Here is an 18,709-nt window from a genome sequence, read left to right on the forward strand (position 1 = left end):
ATGGATCTCTCCTTTTCTACGCAGCCTTTTGGCTGCGTTTTTTTTGGCATACGGCAAGCTTTCCCCGCTTACCTTGATGCGATGGTGGCTTCGTCTGAAGCAATCAGTCTGTGCCAGGTATGGTGCAGAATCAGCGCATCGTTGGCGGCCCGGTGTACCGGCAAGCCCAGTTCGTGGATCACCTGTTTGCGGGTGGGAGACCATCGTTGTACCTGGGCAGGGGTCAGCAGGGCGGAGATGGATTCCAGCTGGAATTGTGGCGTTTCCCCGGCGGCGCGGAACAGCCGGTGCAGCCAGAAGCTGTCGAAGGTCCAGGCGTCACAGAAAATCTGCGCCGGCAGCAGGGTGTTTAGCTCACGGGCGATGTCGGCGGCCTGCAAACCTTCTGCCTGCAGACGCTGCCGGGAGATGCCATGAATGCCCTCGGCATTTTCTGACCAGTCGCTCCACTGCGGGTGCGGACGAACCAGCCAGCTGTGCAGTTCGCCGTCCGGCAGACACACGCCAACCTCGATCGGGTAACTTTCGATCAGGTTGAGGCTGGAGGCCTCGAAGTCGATAAACGCCGGTCTGAGGTTGGGGTCCATGGTTTGCCAATCCGTGTACATTCGTTGTTTTGACTCGAGTTTACCCCTGATACCGGCCGGACGCGAACCCAATGCCGGATGGTACTGTTACAATGTGCCCATATTAGGTAACAGGCTAATGACACTCTTTCCGATTCTGGTGATACACCGATGACTGACACTGTGGTTGTGATCTACTCCGGAGGCATGGATTCCTTCACCCTGCTGCACCTGGCCCGGGCCCGTGGTTATCAGGTCCATGCGCTGTCGTTCAATTACGGCCAGCGCCATGTGCGCGAACTGGAGGCGGCCCGTGCGGTGTGCCAGGCCGAAGGCATTCCCCACAAAGTAATCGATATCCGTGCCATGAGCGAGGTGATGTCGGGTTCTTCCCTCACCTCGGATATCGATATCCCCGAGGGGCACTATGCCGAAGACAACATGAAATCGACCGTGGTCCCCAACCGCAACATGATCTTGCTGTCCCTGGCCACCGGCTATGCCGTAACCGTGGGTGCGCAAAGTGTCTGGTATGGCGCCCATGGCGGTGACCATGCCATCTATCCGGATTGCCGCCCGGAATTTGTCGAGAAAATGGATGCGGTGTGTCGGGTGGCCAACTATGAGCCCGTGGCCATTGAGGCCCCGTTCATGCAGCTCGACAAGGGTGAAATCCTGGCCGAGGGTCTGAAGCTCGGCCTGGACTACCGTCAGACCTGGACCTGCTATAACGGCCGTGAACAGGCCTGTGGCCGGTGCGGTTCCTGCGTGGAGCGGCTGGAAGCCTTTGCCGCCCATGGCATCCGGGACCCTCTCGACTACGAGGCAGAAGCCTGATGTACCGGGTGAAAGAGGCGTTTTACACACTCCAGGGCGAAGGCGCGCAGGCGGGCCGTGCTGCGGTCTTCTGCCGCTTCAGCAAATGCAACCTCTGGACCGGCCGGGAGAAAGATCGCGCCAGTGCCGTCTGTACCTTTTGTGACACGGATTTTGTCGGTACCGATGGTCAAAACGGCGGGCAATTTGAGACAGCCCGGGCGCTGGCGGAACACATTCGGGGACTCTGGCCCCATGCGGAAGGAAAGCCCTACGTGGTGTGCACCGGTGGTGAGCCCCTGTTGCAGCTGGACGCTCCGTTGATTGAGGCACTGCATGAGGCCGGTTTCGAAATTGGTGTGGAAACCAACGGCACCCTGCCCGCGCCGGCGGGGATCGACTGGCTGTGTGTCAGCCCAAAGGCGGATGCCGAGGTGGTCATTGCCGAGTGTGATGAGCTAAAGCTGGTATACCCGCAATCGCTGGCGCCGCCAGAACGTTTCGAGCATATCCGTGCCCGTCATTATTTCCTCTCGCCCATGGCGTCCCCCTCCGCCCCAGACGGCGAATCCACCGATCCGGTGCGCCAGAGCAATACCGCCAAGGCCACCGCCTATTGCCTGGCTCACCCGCGCTGGCGGCTGACCCTGCAGATGCACAAGATTATCGGCATCGATTAGTCGACCAGTTGCAGATCGGTGAACACCGGGTTGTGGTCCGAGGCCCGCCATGGCCCGGCTCTCCCTGGTCCCGGATAATCGGTCAGGGCACGGGCTTCATCCGCATTGACGTTCCAGCTGCCGGCGGTGAGGGCCAGCTTTTGCAGATTCTCTGAAGCAAGCAGGTAATCCAGCGATCCCTTTTCGCCCCTGAAGCGGTAGGTGTGATGTCGGCAGCGGGTTTCATTACAGGGGTGGATGCGGTGCACCAGGCTCCGGTAACCGGCTTTTTCAAAGTGCCGGACCGGTGCCTCCCGGGCATAGCTGTTCAGATCACCGGTGACCAGGGTGCCGGCCAGATGGTCGGAATCGGGCAGTGCCTTGAGCCATTGGAGAATGGCCCGGACTTCCTGCACACGGCGTTGATTGAAGCAGCCCTGGCCGTCGTGCCGATCCTGATTGGCGCCGCTGGCGTTGCGGCAGGATTTCGATTTCAGGTGCGCGGACACCACCCGCAGGGTTTGCCCCTGCCCCGGGGCGGAGAAGCGTTGGCTGACCGGCGGCCGGCTGCTGTGGGCAAATAGCCCGGTGGTCAGGCGTTCCGGCTCTTGCCGGGGCGCAACCCGGTCGTTCCGGTACAGCAGGGCGGTGCGAATGGCATCACCGCCATCCTGCCCTGGCGTTTTCACGAAACGCCAGGCGGGCCCCAGACTGGCGGCCAGGTCCGCGATGGCGCTGTATGGTCCGTAGCCGTCGTTCTCCAGTTCCGACACCGCCAGTATGTCCGGCTGGCTTTTTTTTACCAGCGAGGCAATGCGCTGCTGTTGCGCACGGAAACCGGCAAGGGTTTTCGCGCCCCGGTCTGTGGGAAAGCCGCCGCTTTTGCCATCGCCATTGAAGTAGTTCTGCAGGTTCAGGGCCATTACCCGAATGACGCCTTCACCCGGTGGCGCGGGGGCTGAAGGCCGGGGCGTGCGTCGGGTGAATTGCGGGCCATTGACTGCCTGCAGGCGCCATTGACCAAAACGGTAGTCCAGAATGCCGGCCAACTGTTCAACCTGGTCACCCGCCCGCAGAGTATTGTCCGGACCAAACCCGCCGGTTGGCCAGGGAACGGGCTCGGGATTGCGGACTTTTCGGCCATCATCGAGCACGACCCGGTGATGTTTGTTGTTCTGGCTGTGAGCGACTGCCTGTTCTCCGGGCGGGAACCGCTCGGTACCGGTGATCTGGTCATTGGCCGCCAGGGTCAGTTCGCCATAGGTCGCCAACTGATAGTGGTCAATGATGGTTAGCGGTGCGGTAAAGCGAACCCGCATGTTTTCCAGCGATTCAGGCGGCTGTGACCAGGGCAGGGCGACATCGATGGGAGTTGGCATCTCGCCTTTGCCACAGATCTGGATGGTTTTTAACGCCACCATCTCGGTCAGGTCATGGTATTCCTTGATGGTGCCGGTGACTCGCAAACGTTGGCCGGGCCTGCCTGCCTTGTGGCTGGTGTAGACGAACAGGGCTTCGGACGTGTCGGGATTGCTGTCGGTTTCGCCGTCGGCCTGCTGCAGATAGAAACCGTCAAAACCGCCCTGATGGCGGCTATCCCTGGTGAGAATGCCTTCAACGGTGACCGTTTCGCCCGCCAGCGGTGACCGGGCGACGGTGCCCTGCACCTCATGGATACCGGTGGCCGGCTGACCACAGTCATTCGCCTGTGCCGTCATCGGCCACAAGGCCGACAGCAGTACAGGTAAGAGGACGCGTTTACAGAAGCGGGAACAGTCAGTCACCCGGGCAGTTTAGCTCAGCCCGGCCACCGCTTTAAGCGCTCTTTCCCGGGGGCTGCCAAAACCGAGCTGGTCGGGATTGGCCAACTCCAGTTGCTGGACCAGTGGGTCCGGATGGCTGTTTTCCAGATTGATGCCCATCTGTCTGAGCACGTAGGGGGCCAGGGCCGCCCGCGTGCGGATTTCCAGGCGCCCCGTGTCCATACCGAAATCCCGGGCGATGACTTGTTGTTGGGCCTCGCCCAGGCGGTGGTCCGGGGTAATCACCAGGGTGACGGTCCGTTGCCAGTCCTCGTCCTGTTCGGCGGTGCGTTTTGATTTTTGCACCTGAACCCGGGGAGCCGTGTGGAACCGGCTGAGGGCAAAGTCCCGGTATTCACGGTTGGCGTTACACCAGGCACGCACATGCCATTCGTTGCCGCAAGACACCAGGGTATGAGGTTCGATGACGGTTTCCGCCGCTTCAGGCCGGCTCAGGGAGACATAGGAAGCCAGTAGCTGACGACGCTGACGAATGGCGGTGACCACCGAACGCATGGTCTGAGGGAGTATCTGGCGGCAGACGCCAGGCACTACCGTGTTACCCGGTACCTCAAGGTGCAGATCCGCCAGGGTATCGCTCAACTGATGATGGCGTGCCAGCACTTCCTGGTACTCGTCGACCGTGCCCCGTGTAACCTTCGGCTGAAAGTGCTCGGTGGGCACATAGCCCTTGAGGTGGCGGTCATACTCAAGATTGCCCGGTGCCAGCTCGCGCAGGTAGGTGTTGATGTCCTTTGAAGCTTGCTGGCGCCCGATCCCGAAACTGTGGCAGATGTGGTTAGTGGTCAGCCGGCCTTCCCATAGGGCAATGGTCTCAATCAGCTGATAGCGAATTAACAGATCCCAACGAATGGGCCAGTCGGTTTTTTTCATGGCCAGGCAGCTCGTGTCCGGTGGATGGCGTGGCAGTATGGTAACCGCTCCCGTGAATCACTTGTGTGACCCTCTGTTAATGTAAAATAGCGTAAAATTCGCTGCCATGAACCATTTGGCATTTCGGCAAATCCGTAGTAGCTGGCTACCTGTTTGGCTGCTTTAATGCCGGCCAATGGTTATGGAGTGACCACCCTTCTTTCCTGTATCCCTTATCCACCTGGCATTTAGATTACTGGAGCTGTCGATGACCCGAATGGTCGCGTCCCTGTCTGCCCTGCTTTTGAGCATCGTACTGCTGGTCAGTGGTAATGCCTTTCTGATGACGCTGCTGGGCATCCGCCTGAGCATTGAGGAAGTGTCGCCGGACGTGATTGGCTGGGTGCTGGTGTGTTATTCCATTGGCTTTGTGCTGGGCACACTGTATGTCCAGAAGATCATTGGCCGGGTGGGTCATATTCGGGCGTTTGCCGCGTTTGCGGCCATGGCGGCGGTCGTGGCCCTGCTTTACCCGATGGCAGTGTCCGCCGTGTTCTGGGCGGTGTTACGGGTGTTGTCCGGATTCAGTATCGCCGGCGTGCTGGTGGTGATTGAAAGCTGGTTCTCCAGCCGTGCCACCAGCGCCAACCGGGGTTCACTGTTTGCGGTTTACCAGATTGTCTTTTATCTGTCCGCTGCCGGTGGCCAGCTGATTGTCAATGTGGGGGATCCGGCCAACTTCATGCCGTTTTCCCTGGCCGCAGTGCTGCTCACCCTGGCACTGATTCCGCTGGCATTGACTCGTATGGAAGCGCCCGTGATTGAAGAAACCGAGCGCATGTCCGTGTTCAAGCTGGCGCGGGAATCGTTTACCGGGGTGGCCGGGGCGCTGATCAGTGGCGTCATGATCGGTGGTTTTTACGCCTTGGGACCGGTCTATGCCACTCTGGTGGGCCTGGATGTGGCGAAGGTTTCCACCTTTATGGCCAGCGCCATCGTCGCGGCCATGCTGTTTGCCTGGCCGGTGGGCCGGGTGTGTGACCACTTTGACCGCCGGCGGGTGATGTTCGTGGTTTCCGTGACTGCAGCGGCCGCGGCTCTTGGGGTGGCGGTGTTTGGCGCTGACCAGCTGGCGCTGCTGACGATACTGGTGGGTGTTTTTACCGGTTTGTCGGCGACCCTCTACCCGGTGGCCGTGGCCATCACTAACGATCGCATGGACAGCAACCGCATTGTTTCGGCCAGCGCCACCCTCTTGCTCAGCTATGGTATTGGCAGTGTCATTGGCCCGATTGTCATGGCCGAGCTGATCAGCCTGCTGGGGCCGGCAGGGCTGTTCTACGGCAATGCCGGTTTCCTGTTGGTGCTGGCGGCCATCACCAGTTACCGCATCAGCCATACCGAGGACGTGCCGGTGGCCGAGCAGGAGCATTTCGTGCCCACCATGCCGGAGGCCTCCGTGGTTTTGACCGAGATGGACCCTCGCAACGAAGATTTTCACGAGTCGCCGGAGGTCGAGGCTGCCCGTGAAGAGCAGTACCAGACGGGTTAGGCAGAAACTTCGCAAGTATTTTTCATGGGATCGGGAAAGGTTCCGGTTGCGTATCTGTTTTTTGATCACCGGTTAGCATACTATTGGTGAATATCAATAAAAGTATGTTTGTTGCAGGATTACCGCGGTGCAGGTGTCATTGCCCTGCCGACGTTATCAGGAGTGGAAGACATGAGAGAACAGTTTCCCTTTGCCGTGGCCCGGGTAACCCGTCGCTGGCGCAAAATGCTGGATGAGCGGCTGAAAGATCTGGGGGTAACCCAGGCCCGCTGGAGCACGATGTTTTATCTGCAGGAAGGTGGCGAAGGCCTGACCCAGCGGGAGCTGGCCAGCCTGATGGCCATCGAGAACCCCACCCTGGTCCGGCTGCTGGACAGCCTGGAACAGCAGGAACTGATTGAACGCCGGCCCTGCCCGAATGATCGCCGTGCCCGCCGCCTGTACCTGACCAAGGCCGGCCGTGCGTTTATGGACGAGCTGGCCCAGCGTGCCGCGACCCTGCGTGAGGAAATGCTGGAAGGTATTTCCGATAAAGAGGTGGAATGCACACTGAAAGTGTTCCACAAGATTATGGAAAACGCCGAAAAACAGAAATAACTTGGGCGGGACAGCCGGAGCTCCACTCTTGAGCTTGTCCGGCAAATTGCCTATGATTGGCGTCCCTTCGGGGGAGTAGCCGTCGCCCTGATGATTCAGGCGAATGGTAGTCAACATATTTGGGGCTCAATCTCCATGGCTATCATGTTCCAGCGCCCGGTGCGCGGAACTGGCAAGACCCGGGGCCGATCACCTCCAAAGGGCGGAAGGTGAGCGGTCTCGTGTCTGTTAACCTCCGCCCTAAGGGATTTCTGAATGGATGCCTTTCTCGCCTCTACCCTCGCGGTCACCATCGCCGAAATCGGCGATAAAACCCAGTTGCTGTCATTATTTCTGGTCGCTCGATACGCCCGGCGTACCCCCATCATCCTTGGCATTCTGATTGCCACCATTCTCAACCATGCGTTGTCCGCCTGGCTGGGCGCCTGGGTTGCCCGGTGGTTCCCGGAAGCCTGGTTGCCCTGGATCCTTGCTGCCAGTTTTGTTGCCATCGCCCTGTGGCTGCTGGTTCCGGACAAGGATGACAGTGCCGAATCCCGCTTTCTGGGCATGGGGGCGTTCATGGCGACCACGGTGATGTTTTTCCTGGCTGAAATCGGCGATAAAACCCAGGTAGCGACCGTGGTGCTGGCGGCGAAGTATAGCGAGACATTCTGGGTTATCATTGGTACCACGGTGGGCATGTTACTTGCGAATGTGCCGGTTATTCTGGCCGGGCGCTGGCTGATGGAGCGCCTGCCCCTGGCAACAGCCCGGATCAGTGCCAGTATCCTGTTTGTACTGTTGGCGATTGCCACGGTGTGGAGCACCCTGGCGGCGTAACGAGCGGGCCAAAGGCTGATGAAGTGCCGGGCTTGCCGACCCTGATGAACCGAATCGGAAAAGAGTGTATGCAGTTCAAAAACGGTTTCCTGATCCTTTGCTGCCTGTTGGCCACCCCGGTCCTTGCCCAGGACAAGCCGGGTGATGCCCAGGCGGGCGGCAACGAGCTGGAGCAGACTGAAGAGGATCGCTCCCCCAGGGTGCCCACGTTCAAGCCGCAAGGGGATCTGGCCGGAGAGTTGGAGCTGTTTACCACCGAGTATGAAGACACCTTTGCCGGCATTGGCAATGATCTGGCCCTTGGCTACCTCGAGCTGGTCAAGGCAAACCCGGGCGTGGATCCCTGGCTGCCCGGCGAAGGCACCACCATCACTCTGCCCCGCATGTATGTGCTGCCAGACGCCCGCCGCGAAGGCATCGTGATCAATCTGGCCGAATACCGTCTCTACTACTACTCTGAAGACGGGGTGCAGGTATATCCGGTGGGTGTCGGAACCGAGGAAAACCCCTCCCCCCTGACCGACGCGGAAGTGACCATGCCACTGGAATCCCCGGCCTGGTATCCACCGGCATCCATCCGCGCTGAATATGAGGCCTCCGGTGATTATCTGCCGCGCATGATCCCACCCGGACCGGGTAATCCGCTGGGCACTCATGCCCTGGTGCTGAGCGAGAAAGGCTATCTGATCCACGGCACCAACAAGCGCTTTGGGGTGGGCATGCCGGTCAGCCATGGCTGTTTCCGGATGTATAACGAGGACATTTCCCGGTTTGTCTACCAGGTCCGGAAGGGCACGCCGGTGCAGGTGGTGCGTGAGCCGGTGAAAATCGGTATTTCCGAAGGTGAAATCTGGCTGGAAGTGCATCGGCCGGGTGAGGAATACCCGCCCGAGCACAGAGAGCAGCTCTGGCAGCAGGTTCAGGAAAAACTGGTGGAGTTCCGGGAACGACATCCGGAAATACAGATCAAACGACAAGAGATTGAAGTGGCTGTCGATCAGGCTGATGGTATTCCCATGATGATCGGTGAGACACTGACCGTGGCAACCAACGATCAGGCCGCGCAACCGGACCGGAAAAAGGAAGACAAACCGGACGAGAGTGATTCAGGGCAGACCCTGTATTTCTGAACCCTGAAGTCATCGGGGCGGCCGGCAAAGGGAGTGTGTTATGCGCCGAACCATGATATCTGTCTGCATGCTGTGGCTGTTGGCTGTTATTGGCTGGCAGGTTCACGCCCAGCAGGCGGACAAGAGCGGCACCGCCCTGGTGCTGTCTGTTGAGGGAGCCATCGGCCCTGCCACCAGGGATTACATCGAGCGTGGTATTGCCCGCGCCGAAGCCACTGGCGCCGGTCTGATTGTCCTGGAAATGGACACGCCTGGCGGCCTGATGGACTCCACCCGCGACATCAACAAAGCCATTCTGGCTTCGAATGTGCCCGTGGCCACCTATGTCAGTCCCCAGGGTGCGCGCGCGGCCAGTGCCGGCACCTATATCCTCTACGCAAGCCACATTGCCGCCATGGCGCCGGCGACTCATCTGGGCTCGGCCACACCGGTGCAAATGGGCGGAACCCCGGGCACCCCGGAACCGGATAACAATGAGTCGACAGATGATAACGGCGCCAACCCGAACCAGGACGAGGCCGGTGAAAGTGACAGCCGTGAAGGGACAACAGCCATGGAGCGCAAAGTGCTGGAGGATGCGGTCAGCTATATTCGCAGCCTGGCGCAGCGCCATGGCCGCAATGCCGACTGGGCCGAGAAAGCCGTGCGCGATGCGGTCAATCTGGGCAGCAGTGAAGCCCTGGAGCTAGGGGTCATCGACGAGGTTGCCCCCAATCTGCAGGCACTGCTGGAGAGCATCGATGGCCGCACCGTGATCATGGATGGTGGTGAAAAAACGCTCAGAACGGCTGATCTCACCGTGGTGCGCGCCGAACCGGACTGGCGCACCAAATTGCTGTCGGTCATTACCGACCCCAACGTGGCCTATTTCCTGATGATCATCGGCTTTTACGGCATTCTCTTCGAGCTGGCCAATCCCGGGGCCATTGTGCCGGGAGTGATTGGCGCCATCAGCCTGATCCTGGCCCTGTTTGCTTTCCAGGTGCTATCGGTGAACTACGCTGGGCTTGCCCTGATTCTGCTGGGGCTGGCGCTGATTGTCGCCGAAGCCTTCGCGCCCAGTTTTGGCATATTGGGGATTGGGGGCATTATCGCCTTCGTGACCGGCTCGGTGATTCTGATGGATGGCAGCCACCGGGAGATTTCATTGCCAACCATCGGTGGTACGGCGGCGGTGGCGGGTGGTTTCATCCTGTGGACGGTTACCCGCTTTATCAGTCTGCGGCGACGAACACCGGTGAGCGGCAGCGAATTCATGGTGGGTGAAACCGGCACGGCCATGAACGATTTCCACGCTGATCACGGACACTACCGGGGGCATGTCTGGGTGACGGGCGAGCGCTGGAATGCCCTCAGTGAGCAGCCTCTGACCAATGAAACGCCGGTGAAGATCAGGGCAGTTAACGGACTGACCCTGGAAGTTGAGTCTGCGGACAAGTCGGACAACTAACGTATGAACCAACGGTAAACCAAGGAGACCGTATGAACCTGGGCGATTTTATTCCCTATCTTGCACCCACGGTGGTGCTGCTACTGATCCTCGGTTCGGCAATCAAGATTTTGCCCGAATACGAGCGTGGCGTGGTGTTCTTCCTCGGCCGGTTCCAGGCGGTGAAAGGTCCGGGCCTGATTATTGTCATCCCCGGCATCCAGCAGATTGAGCGTGTGGATTTGCGGGTGATTACCCTGGATGTGCCGGACCAGGATGTGATCTCAAAAGACAACGTGACTGTGCATGTCAGCGCGGTATTGTATTTCCGGGTGGTGGATCCGGAGAAAGCGATCATTCAGGTGGAAGACTTTGCGAATGCCACCGGGCAATTGGCCCAGACCACCCTGCGCTCGGTTCTGGGCAAACACGACCTGGATGAAATGCTATCCGAGCGGGATAAGCTGAATGAGGACATTCAGGAGATCATCGACTCCCAGACCGAGGGCTGGGGGATCAAGGTTGCCAATGTGGAGATCAAGCATGTGGACCTGGATGAGTCCATGATCCGCGCCATTGCCCGACAGGCAGAGGCTGAACGGGAGCGCCGGGCGAAGGTTATTCACGCCGAAGGTGAATTACAGGCGTCGAAAAAACTGGTGGAAGCGGCGGAAGTGATGTCGGCCGAGGCGGGCGCGATGCAGTTGCGGTATCTGCAGACCCTGTCGGATATGAGCACCAAGAATGCCTCGACCATTGTGTTCCCATTGCCCATGGATCTGCTCCAGAACTTCGTGAAGAATCCACTGGCACCAACGGTCAGCCCGAAAAAGCCGGAGCAGCAGGACTGACTGCCACGACGTTTCCTGAAGACATAAAAAAAGGCCGGGGTTACCCGGCCTTTTCTGTGTCTGCGTGGCTCTTACTTCTGAGCGGCACGCTCAAGCATGCGCTTGGCACGCTCGTTGGCTTCGTCAGCAGACTTCTGGGCAGCGCGAGCAGCGGCCAGAGCTTCTTCGGCGGTCTGCTGGGCAGTGCTGGCATCGCTGGCAGCGCTGTTGGCAGTGTCCAGAGCGTTTTCAGCAGTCTGCTCGGCAGAAGTTGCTGTTGCATTGGCTTCGTCCAGAGCGGACTGGTTGGTGGCACAGCCAGCGGTTACGGCAGTGGCCAGTGCAAAACCGGCGATCATCAGTTTACGCATGGTAAATCCCCTAATTGGTCGTTTTATTTCCTGAAAGTATGGAAGCCAGCTTGGACGACTTCCTGTCAGCTCTGCGCGATAGACTTCGGCTACCAGAGTCTGAGAACAGTGTAAAACAGTCTGCGATAAAATGTTAACCGGAGATCACTAAATTTTCTTAACTCGCGACAACCACTTAATGCTTCTGTGATGGCGGTCGGGTTTTGTCAGGGCTCGATGCGGATCGGGGTGCCGTTATCCACCAGCGCCCAGATTTCATCCATGGCTTCATTGGATACCGCAATGCAGCCGTCGGTCCAGTCCAGCCCGACGTAGGCAAAGGCCATGTCGCCGGCGTTATTGGGCAAACCGTGAATCATGATGCTGCCGCCCGGGTCCAGGCCCCAGGCGTCGGCCAGTTCCCGATCCCGTTCATTCGGGTAGGAAATGTGGATGGATTTGTAGAAATCGCTGTCCGGCAGGCGCCAGTCCAGCACGTAGTCTCCTTCCGGCGTGCGTTCGTCGCCTTCCGACAGTTTATGGCCCTCCGGGTCATCGCCAAGAGACACCCGGTAACTGCGCACCGCCCGCTGGTTGTCATCCAGCAGGTAAAGTCGGCGTTCGGCCTTGCGTACCAGAACCTGCGCAACCTCAGGCAAGGTATCGGTGTCTGCTCTTTGGGGTAGTACCGACATGCGAGGATCGATTTTGGCAAGCAGCTCATTGCCACTGGCCAGACTGGCCACCAGCAGTAATGGCAGAAGAAGAAAAGAACGAAAGGCCATGGAGTCCACGCAATGAAGAATCTGGTTAAATTTTGTTCATGCAGTGTATCGCACCCGTGTTCGGGCGGCCACTCACTGTTCCATCTTCAGGCCGACCTTGGTCACCCGGTCTGCCTTGGTGGCCCGGGCCACCAGCGTAACCGGCCCCAGTGTGACCCTGTCGCCCACCACCGGATGACCCTTGGTGCGCCGGGCAAAGCATTCGGCCAGTGACAGTTCCGGCGCCAGGCCGTCGAACTCGATGCCATAGGCCTGTTCGACATCGCCCAGCAGAGCCTCGCCGTTCAGGACAAAGTCACCGAAGAACGCCCGTTCGGCCAGGTGCCCGGGAGCCTGCCGGCCACTGAGAGCTTTGCCCAGTTCGCCCAGAACCGCCGGGGTGGCAAACATGGCGATGGTATCGCCGGCCGACACTTCCAGATCTTTGGTGGGTTGCAGACACTGGCGTTTGCGGAACACGCCAGCCACGGCGGTGTCCACCGGCAATCGGAGTTGCCCCAGTTTCTTGGGCTGCTCCCAGTGTTTGCCCCGTAACGGGAACAGCATCAGCTCGTGGTCCCCCGCACTGGGTGCATCCAGCGGTAACCGGCGGAATGGTTCGTTGCTTGAGGGAACCTCCAGCCCCAGCTTTCTGGCCAGGGGAGCCATGGTGGTGCCCTGCACCAGCAGTGATACCAGCACGATGAAAAACGCCGCGTGGAACACCAGCTGTGCATCCGGCAGATCGGCAATCACCGGGAACAGTGCCAGCACAATCGGCACGGCCCCCCGTAAGCCGACCCAACTGATAAAACCCAGCTCCCGGAGGTTAAAACCAAAGGGCCAGAGGGTCACAAAGATGGTCAGGGGGCGAATCACGAAAATAAGCGCCAGGGCGAGGATCAGACCGGCCCCGGCCAGGGGCAGCAGAGCGCTGGGGTTTACCAGCAGACCCAGCATCAGGAACAGGCACAGTTGGGCAAGCCAGGCCAGGCCATCGTGCACCTGCAGTATCATCGGCATCATGCGTACGCGGCGGTTGCCGATCACCACGCCGGTGAGATAGATGGCGAGAAAACCCGAGCCGCCCAGGGCATTGGTGGCTGAGAATACGACAATGCCGGCGGCGGCAACCAGCAGGGGATAAAGTGCCGGTGTCAGTCGAATACGGTTGGCCAGTTGCACGACCAGATAGCCGGCCACCGGGCCGATGGCCAGGCCCAGGCCAAATTGCCGCACCAGCATCAACAGTGCGGAGCCGGCGTCATCGGCCCCCTGTTGGCCGATTAACGTGACCAGCATCAGCGTCAGGAAAATGGCCATCGGGTCGTTACTGCCCGATTCAATTTCCAGGGTGGCGCTGACCCGTTCATTCAAGTGCAGGCCCCGGCCCTGCAGCAGTGAGAACACCGCAGCGGCGTCCGTTGACGAGATGATGGCACCGATCAGCAGGGCCATCAGCCAGTGCAGGTCAAACACCCACCAGGCCACCACGGCCGCCCCCATAGCGGTCAATGCCACGCCCACCGTGGCCAGCACCAGCGCCGGGCGCAGACCGACGCGGAAGGTTTCTGCCCGGGTGCGCATGCCGCCGTCCAGCAAAATGACGGCCAGCGCCAGGTTGGCAACGACAAAGGCGAGCTCGAAATCGTCGAAAACAATACCGCCCGGGCCGTCTTCTCCCATCAACATGCCGACCACCAGGAAAATCAGCAGCACTGGCAGCCCCACCCGGCTGGACAGTGGGCTGATGACGATGCTGATGACCAGCATCAGGGCGCCGACAAGAGTGAGCGTAGGATCCATTGGACTCCGGTTCTCAACAGGCAGCCCGCCACGGGGCAGGTCTGGGTGGTTATGACAATGGCTGCATCAATAACTGCAGGTTGCCTCCATTATGCCGGCGGGAACCGGCACTCGTCACCTTCCGCCACCAGATGGATGTCGGCAAACAGTGCGCCGGTGGTGGCGCCGGTGTTATCACTGTCTGAGGCAATGGCCAACTGTAGCGTTTGGGCCGAGCCTGTTTCGAACAGTTGTTGCAAGTCCTGCCGCAGGTTGCGTCTTTCGGTGATCCATCGGTCGGTATCGTCACTACCGGTGCGCAGGACCATCATTTGGGCCCGGTCGGTGTAGGCGTTGGCGCGGGTGGTACCAACCGGGTGTTTGTTGTCCCACACATAGTTGATGGCGGCATCGGGCAGATCGCTGCCGTGCAGGGTGCGGGCAGCACTGAGCTTCAGGCGGGTACCCAGGCTCATGGCGCTGCCGGGCAAATCAAAGGTGACGTACATGCGCGCGGCGTAATCATCCCCGGACTTTTCACTCATGTCGGCCTGCTTGATGGGCTCATCCACCCACCAGCGCCAGCACAGTACCGGGGTTTTCTGGAGATCGGCTGCCAGAGGGCGGGCCAGAAGCGCCATGCTCCCCTGCGCCCGCGCTTCGACGGCATGAACACCCTGATGCTGGCGCAGGCGGTAGTCGGTGGCCGGGATGTCCTCATCAAAACGCACGATCTGCCAGGGTTCTTCCGGTACCTGCTGGTACTGGCTGAAATCACCCAGCACCACCGGCTGGCTGCTGGCGAAGGCGGAGCCGGTAATCGCAAGGGCGACAACGAAGGTGGTCAGTGGCCGATGGTTCATGGTGTGTCTCCTGTCGTTTTCCCGGCAGAAGCCGGGGAAGACTCCTGTAAAAGCTCCGGAAAATGCTGGTGAAGGTGGTGAAGATCATCCGGCTCATCAATATCCGACAGTTGGGCACTTTCGTGCCAGCTCCAGCCCAGTTCCCGCAGGCGTTGTCGGGTGAGCGCGGCCACCTGGCTGGTGCTCCAGGGCATGTTACGGAACAGCTCCGGGGCCGGGCGGGTCAGGCCCAGCAGGGAATAGCCGCCATCCAGCACCGGACACAGGCAGGCGTCATGTCCCTTCAGGGATGCTGCCATGGTACGCAGTTTCGCGACGTCCAGGCCGGGGCAATCGGTGCCGATCAGGATCACCGGCGTGCCTCGGGCGAGGCCCTGCCCGGAGGCACTTGCCATTTTTTGTCCCAGGTCGCCGTCCGCCTGCTGGCTCAGTTCCACCTGCCCCGCACGGATCAGTGATTGCCAGAAAGGGGCATTAACGTCGGGTGCGACACACAGTTCCACCTGGCCGACGCCGGCTTCCCGGGCCTGGGCGAGAGTGTGCCGCAGCAGCCGGTCGGCCAGCCTGGCCGCACCGTTTGCCCCAAGCGCCGGAATCAGGCGGGTCTTGGCAAATCCGGGGCGGGGCTCCTTGGCGATGATAATAATGCGGGTTTCCGGACTCATGAGTAACGCTCTGCCAGTTGGTCGGCGGGTGTTCCACGCCAGTAGGCCCAGCGCAGTTGCCACATCAGCCAGATGGTGCGCCAGCTGCCGCGATTGTCCCAGCGGCGCCCGGAGGTGGTGACTCTGTGCTTCAGACACACCGGGGCGCTGATTTGTTTCAACCGTTTGCAGATTTCCACATCTTCCATCAATGGCTGGTCGGGAAAACCGCCCACCTGCTCGAAGGCCGTGCGAGTCATGAACAGGCCCTGGTCGCCGGTGGCAATGCCGGTCAGCCGTGAGCGGTGATTCATGAACCAGGCCACCACCGGCAGCATCCGGGAGTGCCCTTCAATGCGGACATCAAACCGCCCCCAGTCGCCGGTTGACGGGCGCAATGCGGCCCTGACCTGGTCATCCGCGCCTGCCGGCAAACGGGTATCGGCGTGCAGGAACAGCAGGCGGGAGGCATTCGTGGCCTGCGCGCCCGCATTCATTTGCCGTGCCCGGCCCCGGGGTGCCGGAACCACCTGGAAGCCTGCGTGCCTGAGTTGCTCCGGGCCATCATCGCTGCTGCCACCATCGACTACCACCACCTCCACGCCCCGGCTCTGCCAGTGGTGAAGATGGTTCTTTAACGATGCCAGCGTTCCCGCCTCGTCAAGGACCGGGACAATAATGGCAAGCCTGTCGGGGGGTGTGGCCATGGCGCTCTGCCCAAGGTGGTATTTGAATCATTACTCTATCATTATTGCCAAAACACCCCACCGGATCACAATCAGGGAGTTGCCATTGAAACGACTGGTATTGCTGGGCGCGGGACACGCCCATTTGCTGGTACTTCGCGCCTTTGCCCAATCACCGCCGCCAGATACCGAGCTGCTGCTGATCACCCCCTCGCGCTGGCAGTATTACTCCGGCATGTTGCCCGGCTGGATGGCCGGCGACTACCACATGGAGCAATGCCGGATTGAGGTGGCACCGCAAGTGGCCGCTGCCGGCGGTGAGCTGATTCTGGACAGCGCCGTGGAACTGGATGCCGGCCAGAGCCGAATCACCCTGGCCAGTGGCCGGATGGTGGATTATGACTGGTTGTCCATCGACATTGGTTCGAGTACGAACCTGGGTCCTTTGAACGGTTATGCGGGGCAGCTGCTGAGTGTCAAACCCATTGATGAGTTCCAAGGCCGCTGGCGCCGGTTTGTGGACAACTCATCAGCTTCCGGTGCCGGTCATCTTGTGGTGGTGGGCGGCGGTGCCGCCGGTGTGGAGCTGGCCATGGCCGCGGCCAATGTGGTCAATCACAGCCAGGAAGGCGGCGGGCGGGTGTCACTGATTGCTGGCGACAGTGGTCCGGTGCCCGGCTTTAATGCACGCCTGCGCCGGCTGGCAACGAAAAAGCTGGAGCGCCGGGGCGTGACGGTGATCAAGCAGAAGGCCATAACCCGCGACGGTGAACTGACACTGGCCGATGGCACGCCGCTCAAGAGCAATGCGGTGATTGCGGCCACCGGCGCCCAAGCCGCACCCTTTCTGGCTCAAAGCGGGCTGTCGGTGGACGGGGAGGGCTTTGTGCGGGTTAATGCCTGCCACCGCAGCGAATCCCATCCGCAGGTGTTTGCCGTGGGCGATGCCTGCAGCCGCATTGATGGCGCCCTGAACCGTTCGGGCGTGCACGCGGTACGGGCTGGCCCGGTGCTGGCGGACAATCTGCGTGCCGCCCTGGCCGGCCTGCCGCCCAGGCCCTTCAGACCTCGCCGCTATTCCCTGTATCTTCTGGCCTGTGGCGACCAGACCGCCATTGGCAGTTACGGCCCCCTGACCTTTTCCGGACGCTGGGTCTGGCGCCTGAAAGATCGCATCGACCGGAAATTTATCGAGGGCTTTTCGGCCCGCTGATCAGTGCAGCTTCAGCCGTGGCTGCATGGCCCGGCTGATTTTGTCCATCAGCCAGATGATGCCCGTGCGCAGGAAGCCGTGCAGGGCCACCTGATGCATCCGGTACAGTGACACATAGAACAGCCGCGCCACCTTGCCCTCGATGTACATGCTGCGCCCGGACAGGTTACCCATCAGGTTGCCCACCGTGGTGTAGCGGCTGAAATTGATCAGTGAGCCGTGGTCGTTGTAGACAAAAGGCACGGCGGCCTCGCCTTTCAGGCGGTTGCACAGGGTCTTGAACAGGGCATCGGCCTGCTGGTGGGCCGCCTGTGCCCTGGGAGGCACGGGATGATCAGAGCCGGGTTGCGGGCAGGCGGCGCAATCACCAAAGGCGAAAATATCCGCATCCTGCGTGGTTTGCAGGGTCTGCTCGACTACCAGCTGGTTGCTGCGGTTGGTTTCCAGGCCGTCGAGTTCCGCCAGGAAAGAGGGTGCCTTGATGCCGGCGGCCCAGATGGTCATATCGGATGCCAGCTCGGTGCCGTCTTTCATCACCAGGCTGTTTTCACGGATTTCGCTGACCGGCTGGCCGGTGAGTACCTGAATGTTCTGCCGGTGCAGTTCCCGGGTGGCACCGGCCGACAGCCGGCCCGGCAACGCTGGCAGAATCCGCTCGGCGGCCTCGATCACATTGATGGCGACGTCCGAGGACTGCAGGTGGTTCATGCCGTAGATGGGCAGTTCCCGGGAAGCCAGGCGCAGCTCGGCGGCCAGCTCCACGCCGGTGGCACCGGCACCGATGATGCTGATGTTCAGTTTGTGGGGCTGGCCCTGCAAGGCTTCATGATTTTTCCGCAGGAAGGCATTAAGCATCAGGTTGTGGAAACGCCGGGCCTGCTTGAGACTGTCCAGAAACAGGCAATGGTCCTGGGCCCCGGGAGTACCGAAGTCATTGGCCGTACTGCCTACCGCAATCACCAGGGTGTCATACTCCACACGGCGTTCGGGCACCACCTCGTGGCCATCCTCGTCATGGAAGGGCGCGATCACAATCTGTTTGTTGGCCCGGTCGAGCCCGCTCATCCGCCCAAGCTGGAACTCATAGTGATGTTTGCGGGCATGAGCGCGGTAATTGATTTCATTGGCGCTGGCGTCCAGCGAACCGGAAGCCACTTCGTGCAGCAGGGGCTTCCACACGTGGGTCAGCCCGGCATCGACCAGCGAAATGCGGGCCCTGCCCCTGCGGCCCAGTTTGTTGCCCAGGCTGGTGACCAGCTCAAGGCCGCCGGCGCCGCCGCCGACCACCACGATATGATGAAGCTTGTCCATAACTGCCTGCTCCGACC

The 18,709-nt window shown here is 60.5% G+C and carries 19 protein-coding genes; 9 read left to right on the forward strand and 10 right to left on the reverse strand.

From position 1 onward, the window contains the following. Positions 1-68: 68 nt before the first annotated feature. Complete coding sequence (locus tag BMZ63_RS09370; protein ID WP_091704900.1) at positions 69-587, reverse strand: 3'-5' exonuclease; 519 nt, start codon at positions 585-587, stop codon at positions 69-71. 150 nt (positions 588-737) lie between these two features. Between BMZ63_RS09370 and queC the strand changes: the two genes are divergently transcribed. Then, positions 738-1,403: a 7-cyano-7-deazaguanine synthase QueC gene (gene queC, locus BMZ63_RS09375; RefSeq protein ID WP_091704777.1), complete on the forward strand. Its 666-nt coding sequence runs from the start codon at positions 738-740 to the stop codon at positions 1,401-1,403. Further along, a complete protein-coding gene (gene queE, locus BMZ63_RS09380; protein ID WP_091704780.1) occupies positions 1,403-2,062 on the forward strand; it encodes a 7-carboxy-7-deazaguanine synthase in 660 nt (219 codons plus the stop codon). The genes queC and queE overlap by 1 nt, the downstream gene beginning before the upstream one ends. Here queE and BMZ63_RS09385 read toward each other — a convergent pair. Both BMZ63_RS09385 and BMZ63_RS09390 read right to left on the reverse strand, forming a co-directional pair. Then, positions 2,059-3,759 (reverse strand): ExeM/NucH family extracellular endonuclease, encoded by a 1,701-nt coding sequence (locus BMZ63_RS09385; protein WP_143072207.1) that lies wholly within the window; start codon positions 3,757-3,759, stop codon positions 2,059-2,061. The two genes, queE and BMZ63_RS09385, sit on opposite strands and share 4 nt — an antisense overlap. Positions 3,760-3,834: 75 nt before the next feature. Continuing rightward, positions 3,835-4,737: a helix-turn-helix transcriptional regulator gene (locus BMZ63_RS09390; RefSeq protein WP_091704784.1), complete on the reverse strand. Its 903-nt coding sequence runs from the start codon at positions 4,735-4,737 to the stop codon at positions 3,835-3,837. 247 nt (positions 4,738-4,984) lie between these two features. Between BMZ63_RS09390 and BMZ63_RS09395 the strand changes: the two genes are divergently transcribed. The 6 genes from BMZ63_RS09395 (at position 4,985) to BMZ63_RS09420 (ending at position 11,097) form a co-directional block, all read left to right on the forward strand. Continuing rightward, positions 4,985-6,268: an MFS transporter gene (locus BMZ63_RS09395; RefSeq protein ID WP_091704787.1), complete on the forward strand. Its 1,284-nt coding sequence runs from the start codon at positions 4,985-4,987 to the stop codon at positions 6,266-6,268. A 171-nt stretch (positions 6,269-6,439) separates the two neighbouring features. Continuing rightward, the gene (locus tag BMZ63_RS09400; RefSeq protein WP_091704790.1) at positions 6,440-6,865 is read left to right on the forward strand and encodes a MarR family transcriptional regulator; all 426 of its coding nucleotides are present in this window, start codon (positions 6,440-6,442) and stop codon (positions 6,863-6,865) included. Positions 6,866-7,120: 255 nt separating this feature from the next. After that, complete coding sequence (locus tag BMZ63_RS09405; RefSeq protein WP_091704793.1) at positions 7,121-7,687, forward strand: TMEM165/GDT1 family protein; 567 nt, start codon at positions 7,121-7,123, stop codon at positions 7,685-7,687. Positions 7,688-7,755: 68 nt separating this feature from the next. After that, a complete protein-coding gene (locus BMZ63_RS09410; RefSeq protein ID WP_091704904.1) occupies positions 7,756-8,817 on the forward strand; it encodes a L,D-transpeptidase family protein in 1,062 nt (353 codons plus the stop codon). A 40-nt stretch (positions 8,818-8,857) separates the two neighbouring features. After that, positions 8,858-10,267 carry an NfeD family protein gene (locus BMZ63_RS09415; RefSeq protein WP_091704795.1) on the forward strand — a complete coding sequence of 470 codons (1,410 nt, stop codon included), beginning with the start codon at positions 8,858-8,860 and terminating at the stop codon, positions 10,265-10,267. A 32-nt stretch (positions 10,268-10,299) separates the two neighbouring features. After that, positions 10,300-11,097: a slipin family protein gene (locus BMZ63_RS09420; RefSeq protein ID WP_091704798.1), complete on the forward strand. Its 798-nt coding sequence runs from the start codon at positions 10,300-10,302 to the stop codon at positions 11,095-11,097. Between the two features lie 71 nt (positions 11,098-11,168). Here BMZ63_RS09420 and BMZ63_RS09425 read toward each other — a convergent pair whose 3' ends face one another. From BMZ63_RS09425 to BMZ63_RS09450, 6 genes are all read right to left on the reverse strand, one after another. Beyond that, positions 11,169-11,447 (reverse strand): Lpp/OprI family alanine-zipper lipoprotein, encoded by a 279-nt coding sequence (locus tag BMZ63_RS09425; protein WP_091704800.1) that lies wholly within the window; start codon positions 11,445-11,447, stop codon positions 11,169-11,171. A gap of 206 nt (positions 11,448-11,653) precedes the next feature. Next, on the reverse strand, positions 11,654-12,211 hold the full coding sequence (locus BMZ63_RS09430; RefSeq protein WP_091704803.1) for a L,D-transpeptidase family protein: 558 nt from the start codon (positions 12,209-12,211) through the stop codon (positions 11,654-11,656). 72 nt (positions 12,212-12,283) lie between these two features. Next, a complete protein-coding gene (locus BMZ63_RS09435; RefSeq protein WP_091704806.1) occupies positions 12,284-13,996 on the reverse strand; it encodes a potassium/proton antiporter in 1,713 nt (570 codons plus the stop codon). 89 nt (positions 13,997-14,085) lie between these two features. Continuing rightward, a complete protein-coding gene (locus BMZ63_RS09440) occupies positions 14,086-14,838 on the reverse strand; it encodes a DUF3047 domain-containing protein (RefSeq protein WP_091704809.1) in 753 nt (250 codons plus the stop codon). Further along, positions 14,835-15,503 carry a TIGR04282 family arsenosugar biosynthesis glycosyltransferase gene (locus tag BMZ63_RS09445; protein ID WP_091704812.1) on the reverse strand — a complete coding sequence of 223 codons (669 nt, stop codon included), beginning with the start codon at positions 15,501-15,503 and terminating at the stop codon, positions 14,835-14,837. Before BMZ63_RS09445 ends, BMZ63_RS09440 begins: the two co-directional genes overlap by 4 nt. Continuing rightward, on the reverse strand, positions 15,500-16,189 hold the full coding sequence (locus BMZ63_RS09450; RefSeq protein ID WP_091704814.1) for a TIGR04283 family arsenosugar biosynthesis glycosyltransferase: 690 nt from the start codon (positions 16,187-16,189) through the stop codon (positions 15,500-15,502). The genes BMZ63_RS09445 and BMZ63_RS09450 overlap by 4 nt, the downstream gene beginning before the upstream one ends. A gap of 85 nt (positions 16,190-16,274) precedes the next feature. On the opposite strand from BMZ63_RS09450, the gene BMZ63_RS09455 reads away from it, so the two are divergent. Then, the gene (locus BMZ63_RS09455; protein ID WP_091704817.1) at positions 16,275-17,381 is read left to right on the forward strand and encodes an FAD-dependent oxidoreductase; all 1,107 of its coding nucleotides are present in this window, start codon (positions 16,275-16,277) and stop codon (positions 17,379-17,381) included. Here the strand turns inward: BMZ63_RS09455 and BMZ63_RS09460 are convergent, their stop codons facing one another. After that, complete coding sequence (locus tag BMZ63_RS09460; RefSeq protein WP_091704819.1) at positions 17,382-18,692, reverse strand: NAD(P)/FAD-dependent oxidoreductase; 1,311 nt, start codon at positions 18,690-18,692, stop codon at positions 17,382-17,384. Positions 18,693-18,709 lie beyond the last annotated feature (17 nt).

The organism is Marinobacter persicus (assembly GCF_900114155.1).
Taxonomy (GTDB): domain Bacteria; phylum Pseudomonadota; class Gammaproteobacteria; order Pseudomonadales; family Oleiphilaceae; genus Marinobacter; species Marinobacter persicus.

Coding starts and splice junctions, on each gene's coding strand:
- BMZ63_RS09460 (WP_091704819.1), bottom strand. CDS start 18,692: ATGGACAAGCTTCATCATATCGTGGTGGTCGGCGGCGGCGCCGGCGGC.
- BMZ63_RS09430 (WP_091704803.1), bottom strand. CDS start 12,211: ATGGCCTTTCGTTCTTTTCTTCTTCTGCCATTACTGCTGGTGGCCAGT.
- BMZ63_RS09385 (WP_143072207.1), bottom strand. CDS start 3,759: ATGACGGCACAGGCGAATGACTGTGGTCAGCCGGCCACCGGTATCCAT.
- queC (WP_091704777.1), top strand. CDS start 738: ATGACTGACACTGTGGTTGTGATCTACTCCGGAGGCATGGATTCCTTC.
- BMZ63_RS09410 (WP_091704904.1), top strand. CDS start 7,756: ATGCAGTTCAAAAACGGTTTCCTGATCCTTTGCTGCCTGTTGGCCACC.
- BMZ63_RS09395 (WP_091704787.1), top strand. CDS start 4,985: ATGACCCGAATGGTCGCGTCCCTGTCTGCCCTGCTTTTGAGCATCGTA.
- BMZ63_RS09440 (WP_091704809.1), bottom strand. CDS start 14,838: ATGAACCATCGGCCACTGACCACCTTCGTTGTCGCCCTTGCGATTACC.
- BMZ63_RS09445 (WP_091704812.1), bottom strand. CDS start 15,503: ATGAGTCCGGAAACCCGCATTATTATCATCGCCAAGGAGCCCCGCCCC.
- BMZ63_RS09370 (WP_091704900.1), bottom strand. CDS start 587: ATGGACCCCAACCTCAGACCGGCGTTTATCGACTTCGAGGCCTCCAGC.
- BMZ63_RS09415 (WP_091704795.1), top strand. CDS start 8,858: ATGCGCCGAACCATGATATCTGTCTGCATGCTGTGGCTGTTGGCTGTT.
- BMZ63_RS09400 (WP_091704790.1), top strand. CDS start 6,440: ATGAGAGAACAGTTTCCCTTTGCCGTGGCCCGGGTAACCCGTCGCTGG.
- BMZ63_RS09450 (WP_091704814.1), bottom strand. CDS start 16,189: ATGGCCACACCCCCCGACAGGCTTGCCATTATTGTCCCGGTCCTTGAC.
- queE (WP_091704780.1), top strand. CDS start 1,403: ATGTACCGGGTGAAAGAGGCGTTTTACACACTCCAGGGCGAAGGCGCG.
- BMZ63_RS09425 (WP_091704800.1), bottom strand. CDS start 11,447: ATGCGTAAACTGATGATCGCCGGTTTTGCACTGGCCACTGCCGTAACC.
- BMZ63_RS09405 (WP_091704793.1), top strand. CDS start 7,121: ATGGATGCCTTTCTCGCCTCTACCCTCGCGGTCACCATCGCCGAAATC.
- BMZ63_RS09420 (WP_091704798.1), top strand. CDS start 10,300: ATGAACCTGGGCGATTTTATTCCCTATCTTGCACCCACGGTGGTGCTG.
- BMZ63_RS09390 (WP_091704784.1), bottom strand. CDS start 4,737: ATGAAAAAAACCGACTGGCCCATTCGTTGGGATCTGTTAATTCGCTAT.
- BMZ63_RS09435 (WP_091704806.1), bottom strand. CDS start 13,996: ATGGATCCTACGCTCACTCTTGTCGGCGCCCTGATGCTGGTCATCAGC.